The organism is Kitasatospora sp. MAA19 (assembly GCF_029894125.1).
GTDB lineage: Bacteria > Actinomycetota > Actinomycetes > Streptomycetales > Streptomycetaceae > Kitasatospora.
The window spans coordinates 1-23,011 of sequence record NZ_JARXYZ010000049.1; the positions used below are offsets into that span (position 1 = coordinate 1).

Below are 23,011 nucleotides of genomic sequence, written 5' to 3' on the forward strand. Positions count from 1 at the left end.
CTGTCCGCTGCCTAATCCGACGGGCTTGGACCCTCTACCGCTGGGACACCCGGCCTCGAAGCCCCCGCATCCGATGACCTACTGGCGGACGCCCTTAGTGCTGTTGGGCGGCTTCGCCGAGCATACTGTCCGAAGGCGGATTCTGACTGGGCGTTTCGGCCCTGGCTTGATGGCTTAGGTTCCGCGCCAGGTCGGGGGTGCTCTCGCCGGTGAGTCGACGGGTCATAAGGTTGATCATCACGACGTGGATCACGGCTTCAGAGCGGGCGGGGAGGGCTTCGTAGTCACGGGCCAGGCGGCTTTCTGAACCTCCGGGTGGCGTCAGCTCGGTATTGTCGCCTCCTGGGTCAGGGCGCCAGGTGACGGTACTCGATGCCCCAATTGGCTATGGCGACCAGCGCTTCGTCCAGGCTGGCACGGTGGCCGATCAGTTCCCCCTGGCCGCCGAGTCGGATGCTCATGTTGCGAACGAAAACACTCCAGGAACCGGGCCAATCCTTGATCGCCCAGCCGATGGCGGTCATGCCTTCGTCGTAGTCGGGGTGCCATAGGAACGTTGCGTCGCCCTCGACCGTGGTTGTGTAGCCCTGTTGTGCCAGTTTATTCCGTGCGTTCCGTCCGAAGAGCGCCACGTGTCCCCCTGTGTTGATGGAACGTCAAGTTCTAGGTGATGCTAGATACTCTCGCCTATTACAGGAAGGGTCCCTGGGCCGAAGGCCGGGCTCCCGGGGCGGGGCAAGGGACGGCGGGCGCCAGGGTGCCCACTGTTCAGGGTTCGAGTTCGGTTACGGTCACCGACCGGTCTCCGCCGTGCCGGTGTCGAGCCCGGCGATCTGTGCGGCGAGCTCGCGCTGCCGTCGGGCACGGGCGTGGTGGTCGTCGGCGATGGCGGGCTCCAGCTTCATGGCGCGTCGTCCCTGCCCGCCAGCTCGTCGACAGCGGGCGTGTCGTCTAATGCGTGGTAGACGGATCTCGGGCGCGCACCTACCGTGCAGGTATGCCTTGGACGTCCGCCGGCGAAAGCTCCGGGACCTCAACCATCGAGCCGTCCCTCGTACGCACTGCACGCAGACGAACCGGATTCACCGCGATGTGTCCCCGCGCTGTTGCCCAGTCGTAGAGCATGCGCAGGGCCGCGAGCTCCCGCCCCCACTTCGCTCCGCCGATCGGTGCGTCGTTGGCCTCGGCACGAAGCCGCCAGTCCTCCCAATCCTCCAGATCCTCCGCCGCGGCGCGGTCCCAGGTCAGGCCCGACCTCCACAAGAACGTGAAGAACAAGCGGTAGTCCAGCGCGTACGACTCCTGCGTACCAGGTGCCTTCCCAACGAACGGTGGCCGCCGGAAGAATTCGCTCAATCGAGCATCGACACGGCCGTCCGGAGACACCAGGATCGGCTGCCTGAGCCGGACTCCCAACCGTCGCTCACGCTCTTCCAGATCACCCCAACCGATGGGCGGCAGAACCGCGGACCCGCTGCCCCGGTCGGTCCAGAACAACTGCCACTCGTCGACCACAAGCACGCTCCGCGATTGCAACACAACCTGCAGTAACACGGGGAACGTACACGGAAATCGCCGGACCCTGACCCTGCATCAGCACGACCCCAGATGGTCGGGCCCCCAGATGAGGAGCCCGGCCGTCGGCGTACCCGGCAACTGCCAGCCAGGCCCAGTCCTCCCCTTCGCTCTTCCCCACTCCGCAACGCGCGCGGCCTGCCCTGCCGACCGGGCCGGGAACGGGCGGCAACCACAACACCGTTGCGGACGGCAGCCGCCCAGGTGGCTGGGCGCGGCGTGCTCCGCCCCCGCACCCTGGCCAGCGCCTTGGATGCGCTGGACCATCCCCCGGTCGAGGCCTGCAGCGCCGGCTCCGTCACCGGGGCCGTAGCTGGCCCCGCCCCCCCCGGAAATAGTGGCTGCTGCCCGTGTACGGTGCGCAACCTGCTGATCCGGCCTGCACCGAGTACTGCAACCTGCCCACTTCCGAGCGGTTTCCGACGTCACCACCTGCCGACGAAGACCTTGCTGCCCACCTTCACGACCTGGGAGCGCTAGCCGGGACCGCCCGGTGGCCCGCACCCGGCTGGCGGGGCGCAGCACCAGCAGCGGCAGGGGCGGGCACCAGCCGCTGGACTTCGTAGGCATGGAAAGGGCCCCAGGGGCCCGGGTCCGGCGGCAGCCGGACTTCCATGACTGGCGCAGTGACCCCAGCCTGCCCCGGCCAGCAGGCCAACCTCGGTGCCCGGCCTGGACGGCGGCAGCGGCACGGACGGTCAGCCCGCCGGAGGCTCGACGGCTGGGGACAGTGCGGCGGCTAGTTCTGGAGTTAAGAGGGGTAACGCGCTGACCTGCGGAAACGCGGTGCGAATGTGGGGTTACAACCCCCAGTTGCCAGCGAGTAACGTGGGTTGTAACCCCACATTCGCTGGGCCGACGCGCCGACTGCGGGTTGTAGCCCCACAAAAGTTATGCCCTGAGATAACATTTGGTGGTGATCAGTGCATCGAAGGGCGGCCGTGTGGTCCGCCTCCCCGCCTCCCCGCCTCGCGGCCCGGCCAGCCTGCCGCGCCGCCCCCCGCTGAGCCAGCGGGCGCGCACAACGTGGTCGCCATCCGGCTCCAGCCGGGTGAGACGGTCGCCATCAACCCGCCCCCTGAGCCCGAACCGGCCAGCGGCAAGCGGGAGGACTTCGACTTCCTCGGCCACACCTTCTACATGGCGTCGAAGGAACTTTCCGCGAAGCTGCCGTTCATCGGTCTGACCGCCACCGAGTACGACGTCTGGCACACCATGCTCGGCGCCCAGCTCAAGGGCGGCATCGTGCCGATCACCGTCATCAAGCTCGGCGAGCGACTCGGTATCGGCCGCAAGGAAGCGGGCGAGGCCCTGGCCCGTTTCCTTGACATGGGCTTCATGTGGTTGGAGCGGCGAGGCCGCTACCGGATCAACCCGCGCATCGCCTTCTGGGGATCCAGCGCCGAGCAGCAGCGCGCCCTGGCCCTGATGCCGGATTCCATCCCCGAGATCCGCCTGCCCGAGGGCGAGGTCCGCCCGCCCCGCCGCACCCGCCGACCGAAGCTGGAGTCGCTGTGATGACCGCCGCCGACCATGACCCGGGCACGGAAACCTTCCTGACCGCTGAAGGCAGCGTTTTCACCGCGCAGGACCTCTCCCGGGCCCTGCCGCTGTACCGGCTCACCACCCTGCAGTACGACGTCTGGCACACGGTGCTGGGTGAGATGACCGACGGCGGCTTCGTCACCCTCACCCTCGACGATATCGCCGAGCGGCTGGCCACCAGCAAGAGCAACATCTCACCGGCTCTCAACCGGCTTGCCGAGCTCGGCCTGCTCTGGCGGATCTCCAACGGGCTGTACCGGATCAACCCGCGGATCGCCTTCAAGGGCTCGCAGGAGGAGTGGACCGAGGCGCTGGAGGAAGTGCCGGCTGACGTCCCCGAGGTTGTCCTTCCCAGCTACCGCCGGCGCCCACCCCGAACCAACAGGTCCGGGCTGGCCGCCGCCGGCTGAAGCCGAGTGCGGGTTACAGACCCCTGAAAGTTATCCCTGCGCAGAACTTCCAGGCTTGAATGGTCTGTCAGGCCCAGGCATCTGCCCGGGCCTTTTGCTTGGCCCTGCTGGCCAGGTCCCATGCACTACCACCGGTGGTAGCACTGGGCGGTTTCACCGGCCTGGACGGAGCGGTTGGTATAGATCGTGCTCGAGGTGGCCGAGGTGAACCGTCCGGGTCTTTCCTCTTTGGCCCTACGGGTAGGGCCAAAGCACTATCACCGGTGATAGCGGTCTGGCCTACCTCCACTCGGCTGGGCTGCGAGACTGTGATCATGACCGTTGCCCGTCGCAGCCTCTCGCTGCCCGCCTTCTCCGAGCCCGCTGTCGACGCTCCCGTGCCTGCCCAGTCCGGCGGGCGCCGGCTGCTGCCGGTCGAGCAGGGCGCGGCCTTCCGCCAGCCGCCCGGCGAGACCGTGCCCGAACCTGCCCCGGCCCGCCGCCCGCTCGCCCCCGGAGGCCTCACCTTCTCCGACCCGGACCGCCAGATCTGAGCGCTACCACCACAGGTAACGCGACTGTCCTCCGGCGGGTACAAATCCCCGGCCCGCCGACCGCGTCCCGGTAGCCTGCGGACAGGCGCCCGCCGGACCCGGGACGCACACTCACGGGCCATCACCGGCGGGCGCTGACCTGCGGCGGTTGAAAAATCGCCCCCCCGTCCAAGGCCCTCCGGAACGGGCGCGAATCTATAAGCCGCCCACTCTGACCTGCGGTTCTACCAGCCGTCCATCGCCCAGACGTCGCCGCTGATCGCGTAGCGGCGGCAGGCCAGCATCTCCTCGGTGGTGATCCCGATGTCGTCGGCGACGGGGCGAGGACACCCTCGGCCTGGCGGTCGACGCCGGATGGCAGGCCCCTGTTGATCGAGGGGGGTGTCGTTCAGGTGGTCTGGGCGGGGCGGTTGTCGATGACGATGCGGGTCAGGGGTCGGTCGTCGGGGTGGGTGGCGGTGAGGGCGAAGTCGGTGCGGCGGATCGCGCTGGAGAGGTCGATGTAGTAGGCCAGGGCCATGGCGCTGACCTGGATGTTCTTGTTCGGGCTGGTGCTGGCGTTCCAGTAGGTGGTGAACAGGGCGTTGACGGCGGCCATGAGGCTGGGGCCGGACAGCCGGACGGTCGTCATGTCGTCCTTGCCGTCGGTGTTGGCGGCGGGCGGCAGCTGGAAGTGCTCGGCGGTGGCGGAGCACGAGGCGATGAACTGCCAGGCGTGGGGGTGGCAGACCAGCTCGGCGGTGCTGATGCGCGCGGCGGTCTTCAGCGTGTCGAACAGCGCGGCCTCCAGTGAGGCGCGCAGTTCTTGTGTCGTCGGGACCGTCCCGGCCGGGGCCGTCGGTGCGGGGGCTGGCTGGTGTGCGGTCACCGTGTTGCCGGTGACCGTGGTCAGCTCGGTCAGCATGTCGGTGGCGGCCTGCTCGGAGGTCTCGGGGTTCGGGTCGTTCTGGTCGGACACGGCGGTCTCCTCGACGTACTGGGCGGCTGGGGCGTCGGTGCTGGGGCTGGCGGCGGCAGAGGGCTCGGTGGTTGGAACGTCCTCGGCTTCGACGGCCGCGGCTGCTGTCGGCGGCTGCGCTTCCTGCTGGGCGGTCCTCAGCTCGTCGAGTTCGCTCTTCCAGGCGGCCTGCGCCCGCTCCAGCTCCCGGCGCAAGTCGTCGATCTCCTGCCGGGCTTGGGCGAGTTCACGCTGGTCACGGCCAAGAGCGCTGCGGACGTCCGCGCGGATGCCGTTCAGTCCCTGGCTGATCGCCTCGGTCACCCCGGTGGCCAGCGTCTGGTGGCCTGCCTGGATGTTCTGCAGTTCCTTCAGTACAGCGGGGGCGGTCTCGGTGCGCAGGAGCGCCAACTGGTCGGCGGTTCTCGTCAATGGGCCCTCCCGGTGACAGGGCACGGCGGTGGCCGTGCCGGGTCCAGGGTGGCGGGAGCTGCCTCGGCCGGAGGCCCTGTCCCGGGGTGCTGTCCCGATTCGAACGATCACTGTCCGGAATCTCGTCGTCACATTGTTCGACCGGTGTGTCCGGGGCCGCTCATTGCCGGAAACTCAGGACATGGTGGTGGAGACGGCCAGGGCGCCGACGATCAGTGCGGGCCCGAAGGCGATCCGGCCCCGTGTCGCGGATCTGTCGGTCGCCAGGAGGACGGCGGCGTGGGCGGCGCCGAGTGTGAAGCCCGCCGTCAGGCCCCAGAACAGGGCGGTCCAGCTGTGCCAGCCGAGGACGGCGGCCAGTGCTGGGGCGAGTTTCAGGTCGCCCATGCTGAGCCCTCCGGCGATAAGGGAAATGAAGAAGGCGGCGCCGACCACGGCGGCCGCTTCGGCCGCGCGCAGCAGGGAGCCGGTGGTGGCGCTGGTGGTGGCGGCTGTGAGGAGCAGTGCGACTCCGGTGGCCGCTGCCGCGGTGAGGTGGTCGGGGAGGCGTCGTACGGAGGCGTCGGTGATGACCAGCACCGCGCCGATGACCGTCAGCCAGAGCTGGGCGGTCGTCACCCACACTTCGGTCCCGGTTGTGAGGACGGCGGCAACACCGAGCCCGGCCAGGGCCTCGGGGAGCAGTGGGGGTGGTCCGATGCGGTTGGCGCAGTGGGGGCAGCGTCGGGTGAGGCTGATGGCGTAGAGGTGGTGGGGGCGGGTGGCGGTCAGGGGGTGGTCGCAGGTGGGGCAGGTGTGGCGGGGGAGGGGGTGGCCGGTGGGGGCGGTGTAGTGGAAGGCGAGGGGGCGGACGAGCAGGGCGCCGGTGAGGAGGCCTGCGGCGGTGGCGGCGGGGAGCGGGATGGGCATGTCTCGGTGTCTCGTGGTCAGCGGGTGGCGAGGGGGCGGGGGAGGAGTTCGTGGAGGAGGGCGGCGGTTTCGCCTTCCATGTCGAGGTCGCCGAGGCGGTTGTTGATTCGGGAGAGGGTGGCGGCGGCGGTGCGCAGGGCGTCGGTGTCGCCGGCGGCGTGGTGGGCGCGGAAGAGGCAGCGGTGGAGGGTCTCGTTCTCTTCGCCGGCGAGGAGGCCCTGCTTGGCGGCCCAGAGTGCGCCGGGGACGTCGTGGGCGTCGAGGCGGCGGGTGGAGAGCTCGTGGGCGGCGTGGGTGATGGTGGAGACCATGGTCTGGATGGCGGGTTCGGCCCAGGTGTAGCGGGTGGGGTCGGTTCCGGTGAAGGGCCGGCCGCGGACGAGGGCGAGGGCGCGGCGCAGGGCGAGGTCGCCGTCTTCGCCGGTGTCGGCCAGGCCGGTGCGGGTGTGGTGGAGGAAGCGGGTCCAGTCGCAGTCGACGGTGTCGGCGAGGCGGTAGCGGTTGTCGTCGGTGTCCTGGACGCGCGGCAGGTGGAGGGCGGCGTCGGGGGCGGAGCCGAGCCAGGAGCGTGCCCGTGAGATGGCGGCGTTGCGGACTTGTTTGCTGACGATCTGTCCGGGCCACAGGGCGGCGTCGAGGGAGTGGTGGTCGACGCCGGGGTTCAGCGCCAGGTAGGCGATGAGTTCGGTGGCGGTGCGGCGGCGGTTGGAGTCGACCTGGCCGGCGGCGCCTTCGATGGCGACGGGGCCGAGGACCAGGACGGACGGGCCGTCGGGGGCCTTCTCGGGTGCGGGCGTGGGCAGGGGGCGCCGGACCGCGGCGGGGGCGGGGATGGTCGCGGGGGCCGGGATGTCGTCCTGGCCGGCGAGGACGTCGGCGAGGGTCGGGCCGGCGGCCGGTACGGACGCCGGGGGCGGCGGGGTGGGCGTGTGAGGCCGGGGCACCGGGGCTTGGAAGGGCTCGGCGGGCCGGGGGGCCGGGGCCTTCTCGGTGTCGGCGAGTTCGTCCTCCAACTCGGCGTACTCGGCGGGCAGACCGTCGTCGGCGGCGTCGGGGCCCTGGACGCTTGGCGGCTGCTGGTCGGTGCCGGGGGTGCCGGTGATCCAGTCGGGCGCGGGGGCGTCGGCGGGGCTGGCCGCGAGAACGAGGATGTCGACGGCGTCGGCGAGGTGCTCGTCGGCCAGGCCCTGGAGGACGACGGGGATTCCGGAGCCGGGCAGGACGACCGCGGACCCGTCGGACGGACACTCCAGCGTCCAGCCGCAGCCCGGCGCGGGCAGGACGGGCGGGGCGGAGGCGGTGACGATCGCGGCGGCGGTGCGGGGGCGCTGGTCCAGAGCGGTGAGCAGCCGGCCGGTGTCGTCGCCTTCCGGGAGGCCGGCGGCCAGGAGGATCCGCGGGGCCCAAGAGTCGGAGGCCTCGCTCAGCCGGGCGGCCCGCAGGGACTCGGCGCCGGCGGCGGCCAGGGCGCGGTGCTGGCCGGTGGCGTGGGCGAGCAGGCTCTCGACGGCCCGCGCCGGGTCGGCGGCGCGGCGGACGCGGTCCGGGACGGCGTTCTCCAGGCCGGGGACGGCACCGTCGAGGACCTCGACCTCAAGGTGTGCGGGCAGCGGGGAGGTGGCGATTTCGACGGCGACGGCCTGGAGGACGTGGCGGGCGCTGTCCTGGTCGCCGGCCAGGTGGAGGACGCCGATGTGCTCCAGGTCGACGAGGACGAGCCTGTCCCGGGTGTCGTGGCCGATCGACACCAGCGCCGGGTAGGGGGCGTCGGCTGCGGCGAGGCGCTCGTCGTCGGCGATGCCGGTGCTGGTGGCGGGGCAGGTCCACAACCGGTCGGCCGCGGCGGTGAACGGCGCCGCCGGCAGCCCGGCGGCGGTGTCGGCCAGGTGGAGGTCGACACGGGACTCGGACAGGACGACCGCGTCGAGGGCGGGCAGCTCACGGCCCTCGGCGGCGAGGTTCAGCGCGAGGGTGCGCAGCGCGCGGTCGAGCAGGTCGAATCCGCCGGGGCGCTGGGCGGCGCGCAGGGACTGCTCGGTGGCGGCGGCGCGGCCGGTGGGCAGGGGGATGTGGCGGCCGGGGCGCAGCCGGCGCTGCTGCAGGCGGCGGCGCAGGGCGAGGGTGGTGATGAAGGCGGCGGCCAGTGCTCCGGCGCCGGCGAACGCGGCGGCGGGGGCGAGGGGGTACTGCTGGCGGTTCGGTGCGTGTGTGGTGGCGGCCGGGGCAGGGGTGCTGGTTGCCGGGGCGACGGGGACGGTCGGGGCCGGGGCGGCGGGCGCAGGGACGGACGCGGAGGGTATCGGAGAGGTGTCCTGCTGGGGGTCGGTTGATTGGGCCGGGAGGGCGTCGGCGGGCAGTCGAAGGACGGTGCCGTGCGGCAGCGGCTGGCCGGGTGGGGTGTTCGCGAGCGCGGGGTTGAGGGCGGCGATGTCCAGCCAGCGCTGCCCGTCGCCGAGGCGGCGGACCGCCAGGTCCCACAGGCTCTCCGGGGTGTCCACGGTGTGCGTGGGCAAGCTGAGCGTCGGGGTGTCTGCGGGGGTGGTGCCGGTGGTCGGGCTGGCGGTGGAAGCGTCGTCAGCGGTTGCGGACTGCTGGTCGGGGGTGTGTGCGGGGTTGGGGATGACGATGACGTCGCCGGGCTGGAGTTCGTCGGCGTCGGTCAGATGGACACCGCGGGGCTGCTCGGTCGTACGGCTCGCCTCGAACAGCTGCGGGTAGGCGTCCGCGTCACCGAGCTCCCGCTCAGCGATCTCGGAGAGTGTCTCCCCCTCGCGGACCGTGACGGTGTGTTCGCCCTGGCCCGCGTGGTCCTTCTGCGCCGCGTGCGATGCCTTCGCGTCAGCCGGCAGGCGCAGGACCATACCGGGCTGGAGGAGGTCGGTCTTGTTGACCTGTGGGTTGAGGTCGGCGATCTCGTGCCAGCGGGCGCCGTTGCCGAGATAGTCCTGGGCGAGGTCCCACAGGGTGTCCCCGGCGACGACGTGGTGGACAGGACCGGACCAGGCGTCCGGGGTCGCCACCGACACGGCGGCGGCCTGGCTCGCGCTGGCCGTGGTCGGCGCGGTGACGGAGACCGGCGCGGCAGAAGCCGCCTGCGGGGCGGCGAAGGCGGCACCGGCGGGCAGGAGCATCGCCACCCCTGCTACCAGGGCGGCTGCCAGGCGCTGGGTGGCGCCGAGTGCCCGCACCCGAGGGGCCCGGCGGTGTCGCAGGAGCGCGGTGATCTCGACGATGGTGGAGCAGGCGAACGACAGCCAGCCGGCCCAACCGATCAGGGTGAGCGCGCCCATGAAGAGGCTGCCGTTGTCCGGGCTGGTCAGCGCTGCGGTGACGTCGTCCCAGCTCGGTACCTGGTGGGGCAGGGCGCCGGTGCGCCACAGCAGGACCGGTACCACGCCGAGCAGGGCGAGGAGTGCGGCGAGGGAGAACAGGCCGCGCAGGGCTGCCGCGAGGCGGGAGACGGTTCGGCGGGGCATGAGGGGTCAGCCTCCCTGGACGATCAGCGTGGCGCTGCCTCGCCCGGTGACGGTCATGTCGCCGGGCCAGAAGAAGGGGTGGTAGGTCTCAGTGACGGCGACGTTGATCGATCCGTCGGAGCCCCAGCTCACTGTGCCAGCGGTGCCGGCGCTGCGGAGGTAGGCGACGGCGGCGTTCTGCGCCGCGTTGCGGTCGACGGTGATGCCCGCGCCGGAGATGGCCTTGCCGGCGTCGACGGCCTGCGCGCCTGTACGGGCGGCCTCCTGCGCGGCGGCCTCGGCGTGGTTCAGCGCGCGGAGCTTGCCGGCACCGTCGATCACGAGGGCGATCAGCAGCATGATGGCGACGCTCACGACGGCGACGAACAGGGTGATGCTGCCCCGGTCGCCCCGGGGGTGGCGCCGCGGGAAGCTCAGCCGGAGCTTCGATCGCCAGATTCGGTGCGTCATGCTGTGGGCCTTCCACGGTAGGCGTCGATGGCCGAGGTGAAGCTGCCGCTCGCTGTTGTGCTGCCTGGCAGGCCCGGCAGGGCGACGTCGGCCAGAGCCACGGTGCAGCGCACGGTCACCGTGACGGAGGAGGGCGTGCCGAGGGGCGCCTGGAACCCGGAGGTGGGCACGGTGACCGAGAGGCCGGAGCAGGTGAGTCCCTGGTCCTGGAAGGTCTGCTGGGCGACGCGTGTTCCGGCGGCGCGGGCGGAGGCGGCGTCGCGTTCGAGGGAGGCGGCGCGTGCCGCGTTGCGCGCGGCGGCGTCGACCACGTTGTGGGCGAGGTGGACGCGGCCGGCGGCCACGATGACGAGCAGCATCCCGAAGATCACCGGGGCGAGGATCGCCAGTTCCAGGCTGACACTGCCCCGGTCGCCGCGGCGCCGCCGGCCGATTCCCGGCAGCCGGTGAGGGGGTGTCATGGAGCGGTCACCCGCTCACGGGCGGCGGAGGCGTGCTGGCGGACCGGCAGGCTGAGCCCGGGGATCCAGGTGCTGACGGTCCCGCTGACCTCGATGCGCACGCTCGCGCCGTCACTGCCGGTCACGGACCGGTCGCCGATGGAGGATCCGGCCCGGGACAGGAAGTCTTCGGCGGCGGCGGTGCCCTGGCCGACGGTCGCGCCCTGGATGCGGGCGCGTTCGGCACCGCGCTGCGCGGCGGACAGGGCGACGCTGCGGGCGTGGTACCAGAGCCCGGCCTGGATGATCGTGAAGATCGTCAGCATGACGAGGGGGAAGACGATGGCGAGTTCGAGGCTGACCGCGCCGCGGTCCCCGCCGGGCGCGCGGCGGCGCGGCCTTCGACGGGCCCGGGGGGCCGGGCGTGGTGTGGACATGGACTGCTCCTGCAAGAAGCCGGGGACGGCAGACGAATCGGCGGACGCTACTTGATCGCGCTCTTCTTCTCGTCCAGCTTGATGCCGAGATAGGCCACCAGGCCGATGGCTCCCAGGACAAGACCGCCGATGATGATCGCGACCTCGATGGACATGCCCCCGTAGTCGCTGCGCGTGCGGGCGGCCCGCAGGCGGTAGAGCTGGTGCCGCATCCGCACAACGAACGCCTGGGCGACGGGGTCGGGAAGCTCGGGCATGACGAAGGTCCCTTCGAAGGTGGGGTGAAGGCCGCGGTCAGGCGGCCATGATCTGTGCGACGGCGGGGTAGCCGATGTAGAGGCCCATGATCAACACGAGGGCCGTCACCGGGACGATCATCTTTTCCGAGACGACGTTCGCGCGGGCCCGCTCCTCGGAGAGCAGGGTGCCGCGCAGACTCGCCGCCTGGGCGGCAAGGGTGGTGTAGACGGAGGCGCCCTCCTCGCCGGCGATCGCCATGATGTCCGCGGGCGCCCCGAGTTCGGGCACACCCAACTCCTCGCTGAGCTGGCGCAACCCCTCCCACGGCGAGAAACCGCCCAGTTCGGAGCGGGTGAGGGCGTCCCGCAGCCGGACGAACACCCAGCCGTCACCCACCGCCGCCGCCTTGCGCAGCGCTTCGCTGGGGCCGGCGTCGGCGGCGCGCTCCAGGCACACGAGTTCCAGGTAGGAGGCGATACCGAAGCGGAACTGGCGGCGTGCCTCTGCGGCCTCCTCACGGACGTTCAGGTCGGGGACCATCGACGCCGCAGCCGCGAGCCCCAGAGAGACGAGGGCGGGGACCGCGAACGACAGGCTCCCGCCGGCCAGGGCGATGACGGCGGGCACGAGAGCGGGGAAGAGCAGTCCGAGGAACGCAAAACCGATCCGCTGCCCGATGTGCTGGGCCGGGGTGCGGCCCAGCAGCTCCAGGTCGCGACGCGGCAACCGGAACGGGCCTTCACCGACCTGGCGGAGCAGGCGGCCTCCGAGGCGTTCCAGCATGGAGTCGGCGGCCCGCACGGGGCGCGGGTCGAGGTGCTCCAGGCGGCGGGCGTCCATGCGCCGCAGGACGTCGCCCAGGTCGGGCCGTGCCCGGGTGGCCCCGGCGATGGCGACGGCCACGCCCAGGCCGGTGACGGCACCCGCGACGATGGCGGGGGCGCTGGCGATCACGGCGCCTCCCCCTGCCGGCCCTCGGACTGGGGGACGAGGATCCGGGGGGCGGGCTTGGCGAGGGACATGCGGCGCATCCAGGTCAGGATCCCGGCGAACGCCGCCGCCAGGGCCAGCAGGTAGAGGTGCCCGAAGCCGGTGCTGTACGGAGCGACGTACTTGCCGGAGAGGACGGACAGCGCGAAGACGCCCAGGCAGATCAGCGCCACCCAGCGCGCGTTGGCACGCGGCTTCTCACGGTCAGCCTCCACCGTCTCGCGCATCCGAACCTCCTCCGCGACCTGATCGGCAAGTTTCTCCAGCGCCCGGCCCAGCCCAGCCCCCCGGTCCTCGACGTGGCCGATCATCAGCGCCGCGACCGCGTCGGCGGTCGCGTCGTCCATCTCGTCGGCGAACGCCCGGTAGGCCTCCTGCGGCCGCCACCCGGCCCCGAGACGGGACGTCAGACGCGAGATCTCGGGAACCAGCGCCGGCGGGGTACTGCGCAGACTCGCGGTGACGGCCGCCTCCAAACTGGTACCGGCGGTGTGGATGTTGCTGAGCCGCCGCACCCACTCCTCAAGGGCCTTCAGGCGCTTGATCTGCTCCGTGCTGCCGCGCCCGGGCTGCAGGATCCACGGCATCCCCGCCACGGCTACCGCCGTCAGCAGGCCGCCCAGCATCCACGAGGAGGCCAGCCACACGGCCAGGCCGGCGACCGCGGCCGCCGCGAGGACGAGCCGGCCCCGGCCGCGAAGCCCGGCCGACACCGCACCAAGACGCCGCTTCAGCGCACCGTCGGGCCGGGCCACGGGCGGAGCGCTCGAACCGACCGCGCCCGCCACGGCCACGACGACCCCCAGCATGGCGACCGTCCCGCCGACCGTGGCCATCAGAACGTCAGGTGTGATGCTCACAGCGCCGTCACCGTCCTCAACGGCTGCTCCCAGGCACCCCAAGACTGCTGGAGGACCGCGCGGTCCAGGCCTGCGCGCTCCAGGTCGCCGATGCACTGCGGCAGCATGTGGGGCACCGCCCGCGGTTCCCGGTGCCCGGAGGCGTCCAGCCGGGGGCCGAAGATCGTCTGACGGGATGGGATCCCGCGCTCACCCACACCGGTGACCTCGACGATCTGGGAGATGAACCGGTGCCGGCTGCCACCGACCGATGTCTCGTCCACCAGACGCACGAAGACGATGAAGTCGACGCTGAGCGCGATCTTCCGGTAGGCGGACCGGTCGGTACGCCCGGCCTCCTCGACTAGTTCGACCAGCCGCTCGATCACCATCTCGGCCGACTTGGCGTGGATGGTGGCCATCGACCCGCCGTCGCCCGAGTTGAAGGCCCGCAGCATCGGCAGCGCCTCCGAACCACGGACCTCGCCGACCAGGACCCGGCGCAGTGACATGCGCAGGGACTGCTCGAACAGGTCGGTGAGGGTGATCTCCCCGACGGGCCGGCCGTCGGGGCCGCGTTCGCCGTTGCCCTCGCGGGCTTCCAGCGCCACGACCTCGGGGGCGTTGGGGTCCTCGTGCAGCCACAGCTCGAAGCTGTCCTCCAGAGTTCCGATGCGCTCGGTGCGGGGGATCTCCAACGCCATGGCCCGCATCAGGCTCGTTTTGCCCGCACCCTGGCTGCCCGCGATGATCACGTTCTTGCGGGCCTTCACGACGGAGGTGAGGAACCGCTCCAGCGTGGAGTCCAGCGTGCCCCAGGCCCGCAGGTCGGACAGCCGCTGTGAGCGGGTGCGGTGGCGCCGGATCACGGCATGGGTCCGGTCGCTGACGAAGGAGGTCACCGCGAGACGGGAGCCGTCATCCAGCCGGGAGTTGAGCAGTGGGGTGGCCGACGTGAGGCTGCGCTCGCTCTGCCCTTGGGTGCGTACGACCTGGTTGAGCAGGGCGACGAGCGCCTCTTCGGACTCGGCGACGGGGCCGACCTCGCGGGAGGGCCGGTCGCGGTAGTCGACCCGCACCCGGGTTCCGACGATCAGGATGTTCTCGACGTCCGGGTCGTCCAGCAGGGGCTGCAGGCGCCCGGCCTGGAACAGCTCCTGGAGGACGGCCTTGCGGACGGCCTGCTCACCGGTCTGGGTGAGGGCGCCCGCGATGGCGGCGTAGTCGGTGGCCCACACGCTCACGACGCTGTTCACGAGCGACTGGCCGAGCTGGATCCGGTCGTCTCGCGACATGCCGGGCACCTCTGCGGTGGCGGCAGCCAGCCGTTCGGCGACGAGGGAGCGCAGCTTGGCGATCTCGGCGTACGGCACGGGCAGTGCGGCGGGGTCCTCGACGACGACCGGGCCGGGTCGGAGCGCGGCCGGATCCGGGCGTGCCGGGACAGGGGCGTGCGTCTGCTGCGGGGTGGCCGGGCTGACGACGCGCCAGCCCTCTCCTGTGTGTCCCGCCAGCAGGGCGTCGTGGAACCGCTTGGTACGGGATCCGCCGTCGGCAGGGGTGGAGGGAGTGATGGTGTCAGACACGCGCCGCCTCCTGGCCCGGCCGCGGAGCCAGCTGGATCCGGCGGCGGGTGGCGTCGAGGGTGAGCTGCTCGTGGGCGGTGCGTGCGGCGCGGATCAACGGGGCCAGCTCGAACCTGCCGCGCACCGTGCCTCCCGAGCCGAGAGCCGAGGCCGTCGCGGGGTCGTACGGCAGGGTGGCGACCACCGGTACGTTCAGGGCGCCGGCGATCTGGCCGGCCTTGAGCGGGCCGTCCTCGATCACCGCGAGCCGCAGTGCTCCAGACCCGGTTCCATGCCGGTCGAGGTCCTCGCGCAGCACCCGCACCACGGGCGCGGCCGCCGCCACCGACTGCGTGCTGGCGCGCACCACGAGCAGGACCAGGTCGGCGCGGCGCAGCAGCGGCGCGGGGGAGTAGGTGGAGTTGATGCTGGTCGACGACTCGACGACCGTGCGACCGGCGTCGACCAGGACGTCGTAGCCGTCCTCTTCCATCACCCGCAGGAGGCGGTGCAGGGGATCCCAGGTGCCCGTCAGGGAGGGGGTCTGGGTTGGGTCGGTTAGGCCGGGCAGCAGCAGGCGGTGCCCGGCCTGGTCGAGGGGGACGAGGTGCTGCTCGAAGACCTCGGCGAGGGTGCCCTCGCGCTGCGCGGTGGCCAGGCGGTGAAGTCCGACGGCGGCGGTGGTGTGGCCCTGCAGGTAGCCGGTGCGGATGGTGCCGCCTGCGGGGTCGCATTCGGCGAGCAGGGTGCGCTTGGGGCTGGACAGCGCCAGTGCCAGCGCGGTGGTGGTGACCCCGCTCGACTTCGCGGAGACCAGGGCGGTGAAGGCCATCGCTAGGGCCTCGCCTTCAGGATGATCGCGATGCGGCCCGTTGCCGCCCAGGAGGCGACGACCGGGCTGTCCACGGGGTTGACGGCGAGGTCGACGACCCGGGAGTTGTTGGCGTCGGGCTCGCCGACCTGCAGTACGACCGCGCCGATCGTGGCGGGGCGTGCGGCCGTTGCGGCCTTGTCGTCCTGGGGGCCGGGGGTGGAGACGACCTGGACCTCGTCGCCGGCCTGCAGGGACTGGGCCGGCAACTGGCCGATCTTGGCGAGCACGCCGACGGTGTCCTTGCCCGCTCGCAGCGGCTGGCCGGAGCGCACCGAGTCGTCCGTGATCAGGGTGCCGGCCGGAAGGTCGGCGGCTGCGGCCTTGCCGAGGATGTCGTGGGCGCGGGGCAGCGGCACCGGGTGCAGGGCCGGGTCCGGGATGACGGAGGCGCTTTTCAGGTCGTCGGCCGAGATGACCTTGCCCGCGGGGATGGGGTGGGCGACGGCGATCACCTCGACCCGGTTGGCGGCCTTCATGTTGTAGTAGCCGGCGGTCAGGCCGCCGAGGGCGGTCAGGGTCACGCCCACGGCGATGATCGCCGGCCGACGGCTGCGGCGCGGCCCCGGGTCCGCCACGGGCAGCGGCCCGGACTGTCCGTCCTTCGCGGCGTCACCGGCCGGAGCACGCCGCTGCCTGGTCAATGTGGGTGCCATCAGAAAACCTCGGGAGTAGGGGAGTCGGCGGCGATCTGGGCCGCGCTCACTGGGTGTTCAGGGCCTGGGCCTCGGCGATCGCCACGGCGGTCGCCGACTGGCGGTCGGTGGTGATGCGGCCGGTCTGGCCAGTGCTCGCGGTCCAGTCCACGACCCACTTGCTCGTCGCGTTGATCGCGTACTGGCCGGCCTTGCTGTAGGTGTGGCCGCATTCGGGCTGCTGGGCGCCGTACGCGGGAAGGTAGGGCTTGCCGGGGGTGCGACACGTCTCGGTCGCGCCGTCGCCGGTGGTCCAGACGATGCGGTCCACATGCGCGGTCGCGGTGACGGTGACACCGCCAGCCGACACCGAGGCCGACTTCGGGCCCCAGGTGGTGTCCTTGACGGCCGTCCACAGCCACACCGGCAGACCCACCAGCGACGTCGCTCCCGGCTTCGGGGCGATACCGATCTCCGCGCCGGTCAGCTGCATGCTGTCCACGGCCTGCTGGGCGAGCTGGGCGGGGTCGACCATGCCACCCATCCCCGGCGGGGGAGTGGCGCTATACATGGCGCCGCTCATCAGCTCGGCGCCCTTCGCCAGGCAGGTCCGGTTGTACAGCGCGCCCTGCCCCGGCTTCCAGTCGGTGGGCAGGCCGGTAGCGAGCTTCCAGCTGTCGCTGTCCGGAGGCGGCTGAGGGTCGTAGGCCTTCCAGTAGCAGCTGTCGCTGGGGTTGTACCAGCCGTACTTGTCGAGGTAGCAGGCCGCCTCGGCACCGTCGATCAGGCACTTCGCGCCGCCCCCGGTGCTTCCTCCACCGCCGTCGCCGCCCCCGCCGCCGGGCTTGCCGCCTCCGCCGCCTCCGCCGCCTCCGCCGCCTCCGCCGCCTCCGCCGCCTCCGCCGCCTCCGCCGCCTCCGCCGCCTCCGCCGCCTCCGCCGCTGCCGCCGCCTCCGGCGTGCAGATCGCAGTCCAGGACGTTGGGCGGGCAGTCCACCCCGCCGTCGGCCCAGGCCGCCGAGACCGGCACGAGCACCGCAGCCGCCGACAGGAGACCAGCCGCCAGCGTGCTCCGCGAGGGTCTCAGCACGTCTGCTCCCGGTCGATCGCCGACTCACCGATCAGCCAGTGGCCGTCGACGCGCTGCGCCACGGAGTTGTAGACGTGCCGGTGGACGCCGTCCGTCTCGCTGGGCTTCCCGGTGGTCTTGTTGAAGGGCAGGAAGTCGCTGCTGTCGATGCAGTCGCGGATCGTCGCGCGGGCGGGAGACGAGGACAGATCCAGGGCCTGGATCTGGGGCGACAGCTTGGGCTGCCCCTTCACCACGAGGTTGTTCTTCTGGTAGTAGGCGACCGCGACCTTGATCCCGGCGAGGGCCTTGTCCCGGGTGTAGGTCTCCAGGTTGTCGACCCCGTCGAGTGAGCCGGCGTTGTACGCCTTCACGGTCACGTCCCACATCCCCCGGTAAGCCACCAGCACTGCGGCCTTGGCATCGGCGGTCGGATCCACGGTCGGCGAGGGAGCCGAGGAGGTGGTGGCGGGCGCGGAGTTCGCGGTGGTGAGCGGCGGGGCCGCGCTGTCTGAGCCGGAGCTGCAGGCGGTCAGCAGGCCGGCCGTGCACAGGAGCGCGGTGGCGGCTGAAAACATCCGGCCGGCCGAACGCCTCGTCGTGTGCTGCACGTCATCCCCCAAGTCGTCCTGGCCGAAGGCGATCACGGGGCGCGTGAAGCAGCGCACGCCCGTAACCGGTGTAACTGGCCGCGGCCCCCCGCAGTCACTTGCCCGAACTGGTGCGGCGGCCGCCGTGAAGACGCGGCCTCGGCGCGCGCGCATGATCAATCCCCATCGTGCGCGTGCGTCACGGCGGCCACACTACGAGAATTCCGGCCATATTCCTATCACTCCGTGGTGTTTCGCCTACACAGCGCGTTCAAACCGGAATAAAGCGGGCGCAGTTGTGACCGGCGGGGTCGGCACCGGCACCAACACCCGCCGCAGCGTGCCGCCTTGGGCGACCGACTGTGACCGGACAGCACAGTTTGCGCGCTTGCTACCGTGACCCGCAGGTCACAGGGCTTCTGGTCACGGCTGTTTGCGAGCCCACCGGGCTCGCAACCCTGAATTCACCTTCCCTGGACCCACGAGCGTCAGGGCCGATTCGTATGCTGAGTCCCGCCTGCCCGACCGAGAGGACCTGAGCGTGCCAACCGCCTACACCTGGAGCGGGAGCTGCCCTGTCGTCGTCTACGCCCCCGACGTGCCACGGGAGCGGCGCGCCCGCGAAAGGCACGGCATCCTTCGCGGGTGGCGCCCCAAGAGCACCGTCGGGCGCCTCGGCGACCAGGCCCTCTACACCAAGGACCTCGCCGTCACCCGGGCCAGGCTTCTCGGGCAGCGCCCCGATCCGAAGGACGGCCGCGGCTACGAGTTCCCCGACTTCTGGTACGCCTGCTGCGCGGTGTGGAAGTCGGCCCAGCCGGTGGCCGGCATCGTGGACCTCGCCGAGGTCGACCACCTTCTCGCCGAAGAGCTCTGGACTGGCGCTCAGCTCATCGCCCAGCTGAAAATGCTGGATGAACAGCCTTACAACACGGTCACGGCGATCTCGCGACTCCTCGACCAACTGGACTCGCGTCGGGCAGACCTTGCGGCGCTCGCCGAACAGAACACGAGACTCTACGAGGCCTCCGGGAGCGATCCCTCCACCGCTCCCGAGGTTGTCCGCCGCGCTCTGGAGCACGCCGAGTCCCTCAATGCGCACCGGCCCGTTCAAGACCTGAGCCTGCTGACCGCCAGCCTGCGCGAGGTCGTCCAACGGATGTTGACAGCGGAGAAGAACGGCTAGCCCCAGCTCTCCCCTGGGCTGGGCGGCCATCAGCTCCCATGAAACGCTGACCAGCACTACCGGCCACCTCACTCGCCAGCCAGAGCAGGTACCGGACGCTCCGGCCCGTCTCAACTGCCGTGCGGCTCGCGCGCTCCGATTCGCAATATTCGGAGTCCATTCGCGGAGCATGCTGTCCAGTCACACCGACCGGGTCAGGCGGCCGCGGCGGCGGGCGCCGGGCCGGGGCACAGCCATGCGTCGACGGGGTCGGCCGGGCCGAGTAGCGGGGTGAACACCGGGGCGAAGGGGCCGTCCTGGCGCAGCCGGTCGAGGGTGGTGGCGCCGGCGCGCAGCGGTCCGGCGGCGACGAGCGGGTCGCTGGCGGCGAGGCTGCGCAGGTCGGCGATGCGCCGCTCCAGGCGATGTTCGGGGGCCCCGGCGAAAACGAGGAGGAGGCGGGGGAAGGCGGGGTAGCGGGCGCGCCAGGCCGGTGCCCCTGCGCCGGCCCGGCCGGGGCGGGCGCCGGCCCGGCCGCCGCTCTGCGGGACGTACTTCTGGTAGCAGGCGTAGGCATGGAGTTTGTGGGCGAGGCGGGCGACGGTCATGGTGGCGCGGTCGATCTCGACGAAGAACGTCAGCAGGGTGCGCTGCCGGGCCTTTTGGTCGGTGTGGACGTAGTTGAGGACGGCGTCCGGGATCAGGGAGAGGTCCTCGCCGGGGCGGCTGTCGTCGCGGTAGTGGTGGGCGGTCTCCGGGGACCAGTCGAGGGGGCCGCAGTCGTGGCCCAGCGTCCGGGCCCAGTGGACGAAGGCGATGCCCGCCTCGACGGTGGCCAGGGTGTGCTCCTGCAGGGGACCGGCGGCGGCCTCCGGGCTCATCCGGTAAGGGCGTACGGGGAGCAGTCCGGCGGCCTCCACCGCCTCGGCGCCCTTGACGGTGAGCCACCACAGCAGGCTGGTCTGCCCGTGGGCGCGGCGTCCGACCGCATCCGCCAGGCCCGCAGCGCGCAGGCGGTGGAGCTGGCGGCGCAGGTACTCGGCCCGGCTCTGGTGCGGGGTCAGGAGGCGGTGCAGCTGGTCGGTGGAGACCAGACGGTGCTGGTAGAGGACGGTCATGGCCTGCTGGCCGATCGCGCCGACGCCCTGGGGCGCGGTGACGGGGTACGGCATGGCGGTGCTCCGGGATCAGTTGAGGACGGTGGTCGGGTCGGCGCCGTCGGCAGGGGCGCAGGGCAGGCCGAGGTGGTGGGACAGGACGGTGCCGTCGAGGTCTTCGAGGGCGGCGAGGATGTCGCCGGCGGTGCGGCGGCTCAGATTGGTGTCGATCGCCCGGTCGAGGTCGGGGACGCCGTCCGGGTTGTCGTAGTGGGCGTAGATCTCCTCGACGGGCAGGCCGCGCACCCGGAACGGGGTGGTGCGCCGGCCGTCCAGGTTCAGCGACATGACGTAGTGGTATTTCGGCAGGTCGGTGATGGTCTCGGGGGTGACGTGGCCGTTCCAGCGGCGGGCGACGAACGCGGCCTCGTCGAAGTCGGCGGCGCAGGTGGCCAGCAGGGACTGGTTCTGCAGCAGTGCCTGCCGGGTGATCGCCGACAGGCGCAGCGCCATTTGCGTCATGCCGGTGAAGCGGACCTCGTACTTGCGCAGCTGCTCGGCGATGGCGGCGAGGAATCCCTTGCTGGAGGCGTCCAGGGCGGTGAGCTCGTCGCCCCAGGCCCAGAAGGTGGCGCGCTTCTCGCGCGGGGTGTCCTGGCGGGAGAGACCGGCGCGGTGCAGGTCGTGGATGAGCAGGCACGACACGAGGGCGTCGGACTCGGAGCCGGACGGGCAGACGAACACGACCTTGCTCTCGTCCATGGCCTGGCGCACGTCGTAGGCGGAGCGGGGCGAGCCGAAGAACGCCTGCAGCGAGCGGGAGGTGTCGAGGCGGTCGATGGCGTAGGTGACGGTCGGCACCGCGTCTTTGGCCAGGGACGGGAACGTCTTCTCCCAGTACGCCCGCACCCTGGGCGGCAGTTTGGGCAGCAGCAGGGCGCGCCAGTCCTCGTCGGTCAGCCAGGTCCGCAGTTGGAAGAGGGTGCACTGGGCGTCCGGGCTGCCGGCGGCGACGGCCTGCAGGTTGAGCAGGGCCAGGGACTGGGCGGCGCGCGCCAGGATCGTGCGGGCCCGGGGCGCGCTGTCGCCCCAGTCCTGGGCGGCGGCGATGCCCTCCACGACCGAGCGCACGACCTCCTGGACGTCGCCGAGCGACCGGTCCTCCATCGACAGCGGGTTCCAGGAGACGACCGTCTGGTCCGGCTCGGAGCGCGCCAGGTTGATCTCCCACACCCGCGGCGCGATGTCAGGATGCGCGAGGTAGGGCTTGGCGCGCACCCACGCCTCGCCGTGCGGGTCGAGGAACCACGTGCCGAAGCCGGCGTGGGCGAGCGCGATGCACTGCACCAGCGCCGACTCCGTCTTGCCGTGCCCGGACTTGCCGAGCACCAGCGCGAACAGCAGGTCACGCACGCGCGCGGCGCCGATGCGCTCCACGCCGTCCGGGTAGACCACCGCGCCCAGCGGCACCAGGTCGCGCTGCCCGCTGTAGACGGGCAGGTCCGCCGGAGCCGGCGGCACCAGGCCTCCGGAGCGCACCACACCGGCGGCGTGGCACCGCGCGGTCGGCGGCTTCAGGAACCCGGCCAGCTCCGGGACCGTCACCCACTGGCGCCGCGCGGGCGCGAACTCCCCGGAGGCGAAGCGCCGGTCGAACGCGGCCACCGCACCCCGGGTACGCGGCGTGCGGGCCTTCAGGTAGTTCTCGCCTCCGGTCACCGCGAACGCGGCGAGCAACTGGTGCATCCGCGCGAGCGCCGCCTGCGGGTGCGCCGCGCGGGTGCGCAGCAGCAACTGGAGGGCGAAGACGGCAGTGCCGGGCTCGAACTTGCCGACCCCCTCGCGCACGTCCGTCATCCGCGGCAGCCGGCTCCCGGCGCCGCCTCGCCCGGAGCCCCCGCCGGACCAGGCCGACGAGAACGACTCCGCCAGCCCTGCACCCCACAACCCGCCGGCCAGCCGCTCCCCGTACGCCGACGGCCCCCGCCGCCTGGCCTGCGCCAGAAGCCGGCGCCGCCGCCGGGCCAGGGCCCGCTCCGAGACCGGCACCAGGTCGATCACCACCTCGGCCTGCTCGCCCGCCTCGGTGCGCACCGAGGCCATGGCGGCGGCGACCTGCTGCAGCGGGTCCGGGGCCAGGCCCAGCGCCGCCAGCGGACGCCGGTCGGCGAACGCCAGGACCAGCTCGGCCCGCTGCACGTACAGCCGCCCGCCGCGCCCGGTGGCACCCGCCGGGTCGTCGGCGGGCTTGGCGAGGCTGACCGCCGGCGCGCTCACCGCGCGTCCCGCTGCGTGGTGAAGCGGACCGGGGTGATCGCGCTGCGGGCCCCGGCGGCGTGGACTTCGACCCCGGTGAAGCCGGGCATCGCCAGGACGGCTGCCGCCGCGGCGGGGCCCTCCAGGTAGCAGTGCATCCGTCCGCCCTCGGCGCTGTAGCGCACCCGCACGGCCGCGCCGCGGGCGGGCACGCCGCCGGCGGCATGGTGGACACGGGCCAGATGGCGGCCGAAGCGGGCGACCTCCCCCTCACCGGGGTCGAACGCGCTGGTGGGGACGACCTCGACCACGGTCCGCCGGGCCAGTGCCGCCCGGCAGCGGCGCAGTCGGCGCCGTGCCGCCCACAGCCACCCGCCGCCGCCCGCCGCCGCGAGCCCCGCCAGGTACGGAAGGGCGTGGGCGCCCCACCCGAGGACATCGATGCCGGGGACGGTCATGACACCCCCACGAGGGGAACAGGGTGAGCGGGGCGGTGGGGCATGGCGGCCTCCTGGTCGGCGACGGCAACGGGAACCTCGCCCGGACCAAG

At 72.2% G+C, this 23,011-nt stretch carries 23 protein-coding genes and 1 pseudogene; 4 read left to right on the forward strand and 20 right to left on the reverse strand.

Annotated elements, in window-relative coordinates; translation table 11 throughout:
* Nucleotides 1-174 precede the first annotated feature (174 nt).
* The 3 genes and pseudogenes from P3T27_RS37965 to P3T27_RS37975 form a co-directional block, all read right to left on the reverse strand.
* Nucleotides 175-298 (reverse strand): annotated as a pseudogene (locus P3T27_RS37965) (IS5/IS1182 family transposase); the annotation flags it as partial.
* Between the two features lie 49 nt (nt 299-347).
* A complete protein-coding gene (locus P3T27_RS37970; protein ID WP_280685896.1) occupies nt 348-632 on the reverse strand; it encodes a hypothetical protein in 285 nt (94 codons plus the stop codon).
* Nucleotides 633-984: 352 nt separating this feature from the next.
* Nucleotides 985-1,521: a site-specific integrase gene (locus tag P3T27_RS37975; protein ID WP_280685897.1), complete on the reverse strand. Its 537-nt coding sequence runs from the start codon at nt 1,519-1,521 to the stop codon at nt 985-987.
* A 1,080-nt stretch (nt 1,522-2,601) separates the two neighbouring features.
* Here P3T27_RS37975 and P3T27_RS37980 point away from each other — a divergent pair.
* From P3T27_RS37980 to P3T27_RS37990, 3 genes are all read left to right on the forward strand, one after another.
* Entirely contained in the window at nt 2,602-3,093 is a 492-nt protein-coding gene (locus P3T27_RS37980) for a hypothetical protein (RefSeq protein ID WP_280685898.1), read from the forward strand.
* Complete coding sequence (locus P3T27_RS37985; protein ID WP_280685899.1) at nt 3,093-3,530, forward strand: replication/maintenance protein RepL; 438 nt, start codon at nt 3,093-3,095, stop codon at nt 3,528-3,530. The genes P3T27_RS37980 and P3T27_RS37985 overlap by 1 nt, the downstream gene beginning before the upstream one ends.
* A gap of 314 nt (nt 3,531-3,844) precedes the next feature.
* Nucleotides 3,845-4,063 (forward strand): hypothetical protein, encoded by a 219-nt coding sequence (locus tag P3T27_RS37990; RefSeq protein ID WP_280685900.1) that lies wholly within the window; start codon nt 3,845-3,847, stop codon nt 4,061-4,063.
* Between the two features lie 388 nt (nt 4,064-4,451).
* Here the strand turns inward: P3T27_RS37990 and P3T27_RS37995 are convergent, their stop codons facing one another.
* The 14 genes from P3T27_RS37995 to P3T27_RS38060 form a co-directional block, all read right to left on the reverse strand.
* Nucleotides 4,452-5,432: a hypothetical protein gene (locus tag P3T27_RS37995; RefSeq protein ID WP_280685901.1), complete on the reverse strand. Its 981-nt coding sequence runs from the start codon at nt 5,430-5,432 to the stop codon at nt 4,452-4,454.
* Nucleotides 5,433-5,606: 174 nt separating this feature from the next.
* Complete coding sequence (locus tag P3T27_RS38000; RefSeq protein WP_280685902.1) at nt 5,607-6,341, reverse strand: A24 family peptidase; 735 nt, start codon at nt 6,339-6,341, stop codon at nt 5,607-5,609.
* 17 nt (nt 6,342-6,358) lie between these two features.
* The gene (locus tag P3T27_RS38005; protein WP_280685903.1) at nt 6,359-9,817 is read right to left on the reverse strand and encodes a LysM peptidoglycan-binding domain-containing protein; all 3,459 of its coding nucleotides are present in this window, start codon (nt 9,815-9,817) and stop codon (nt 6,359-6,361) included.
* Nucleotides 9,818-9,823: 6 nt separating this feature from the next.
* Nucleotides 9,824-10,267 carry a pilus assembly protein TadG-related protein gene (locus P3T27_RS38010; protein ID WP_280685904.1) on the reverse strand — a complete coding sequence of 148 codons (444 nt, stop codon included), beginning with the start codon at nt 10,265-10,267 and terminating at the stop codon, nt 9,824-9,826.
* Nucleotides 10,264-10,728, reverse strand: coding sequence for a TadE/TadG family type IV pilus assembly protein (locus tag P3T27_RS38015; protein ID WP_280685905.1), 465 nt, complete (start codon nt 10,726-10,728; stop codon nt 10,264-10,266). Before P3T27_RS38015 ends, P3T27_RS38010 begins: the two co-directional genes overlap by 4 nt.
* On the reverse strand, nt 10,725-11,144 hold the full coding sequence (locus P3T27_RS38020) for a pilus assembly protein (RefSeq protein WP_280685906.1): 420 nt from the start codon (nt 11,142-11,144) through the stop codon (nt 10,725-10,727). Before P3T27_RS38020 ends, P3T27_RS38015 begins: the two co-directional genes overlap by 4 nt.
* A 47-nt stretch (nt 11,145-11,191) precedes the next feature.
* On the reverse strand, nt 11,192-11,401 hold the full coding sequence (locus P3T27_RS38025; RefSeq protein WP_280685907.1) for a hypothetical protein: 210 nt from the start codon (nt 11,399-11,401) through the stop codon (nt 11,192-11,194).
* 37 nt (nt 11,402-11,438) lie between these two features.
* Nucleotides 11,439-12,338, reverse strand: a complete 900-nt coding sequence (locus tag P3T27_RS38030) for a type II secretion system F family protein (RefSeq protein WP_280685908.1) — start codon at nt 12,336-12,338, stop codon at nt 11,439-11,441.
* The gene (locus P3T27_RS38035) at nt 12,335-13,234 is read right to left on the reverse strand and encodes a type II secretion system F family protein (protein ID WP_280685909.1); all 900 of its coding nucleotides are present in this window, start codon (nt 13,232-13,234) and stop codon (nt 12,335-12,337) included. The genes P3T27_RS38030 and P3T27_RS38035 overlap by 4 nt, the downstream gene beginning before the upstream one ends.
* Nucleotides 13,231-14,799: a CpaF/VirB11 family protein gene (locus tag P3T27_RS38040; protein ID WP_280685910.1), complete on the reverse strand. Its 1,569-nt coding sequence runs from the start codon at nt 14,797-14,799 to the stop codon at nt 13,231-13,233. The genes P3T27_RS38035 and P3T27_RS38040 overlap by 4 nt, the downstream gene beginning before the upstream one ends.
* Entirely contained in the window at nt 14,792-15,610 is an 819-nt protein-coding gene (locus P3T27_RS38045) for a hypothetical protein (protein WP_280685911.1), read from the reverse strand. The genes P3T27_RS38040 and P3T27_RS38045 overlap by 8 nt, the downstream gene beginning before the upstream one ends.
* A 2-nt stretch (nt 15,611-15,612) precedes the next feature.
* Nucleotides 15,613-16,305, reverse strand: a complete 693-nt coding sequence (locus P3T27_RS38050) for an SAF domain-containing protein (protein WP_280685912.1) — start codon at nt 16,303-16,305, stop codon at nt 15,613-15,615.
* Nucleotides 16,306-16,351: 46 nt separating this feature from the next.
* Complete coding sequence (locus P3T27_RS38055) at nt 16,352-17,374, reverse strand: ATP-binding protein (RefSeq protein WP_280685913.1); 1,023 nt, start codon at nt 17,372-17,374, stop codon at nt 16,352-16,354.
* Nucleotides 17,368-18,021, reverse strand: coding sequence for a hypothetical protein (locus tag P3T27_RS38060; protein WP_280685914.1), 654 nt, complete (start codon nt 18,019-18,021; stop codon nt 17,368-17,370). The genes P3T27_RS38055 and P3T27_RS38060 overlap by 7 nt, the downstream gene beginning before the upstream one ends.
* A 463-nt stretch (nt 18,022-18,484) precedes the next feature.
* Between P3T27_RS38060 and P3T27_RS38065 the strand changes: the two genes are divergently transcribed.
* A complete protein-coding gene (locus P3T27_RS38065) occupies nt 18,485-19,129 on the forward strand; it encodes a hypothetical protein (RefSeq protein WP_280685915.1) in 645 nt (214 codons plus the stop codon).
* Between the two features lie 194 nt (nt 19,130-19,323).
* Here the strand turns inward: P3T27_RS38065 and P3T27_RS38070 are convergent, their stop codons facing one another.
* Genes P3T27_RS38070 through P3T27_RS38080 form a run of 3 tightly spaced genes read right to left on the reverse strand, consistent with a single transcriptional unit; the run spans nt 19,324 to nt 22,919 of the window.
* Entirely contained in the window at nt 19,324-20,280 is a 957-nt protein-coding gene (locus P3T27_RS38070; RefSeq protein ID WP_280685916.1) for a replication-relaxation family protein, read from the reverse strand.
* A gap of 15 nt (nt 20,281-20,295) precedes the next feature.
* Entirely contained in the window at nt 20,296-22,482 is a 2,187-nt protein-coding gene (locus tag P3T27_RS38075) for an ATP/GTP-binding protein (RefSeq protein WP_280685917.1), read from the reverse strand.
* On the reverse strand, nt 22,479-22,919 hold the full coding sequence (locus tag P3T27_RS38080; RefSeq protein WP_280685918.1) for a hypothetical protein: 441 nt from the start codon (nt 22,917-22,919) through the stop codon (nt 22,479-22,481). Before P3T27_RS38080 ends, P3T27_RS38075 begins: the two co-directional genes overlap by 4 nt.
* Between the last annotated feature and the right edge of the window lie 92 nt (nt 22,920-23,011).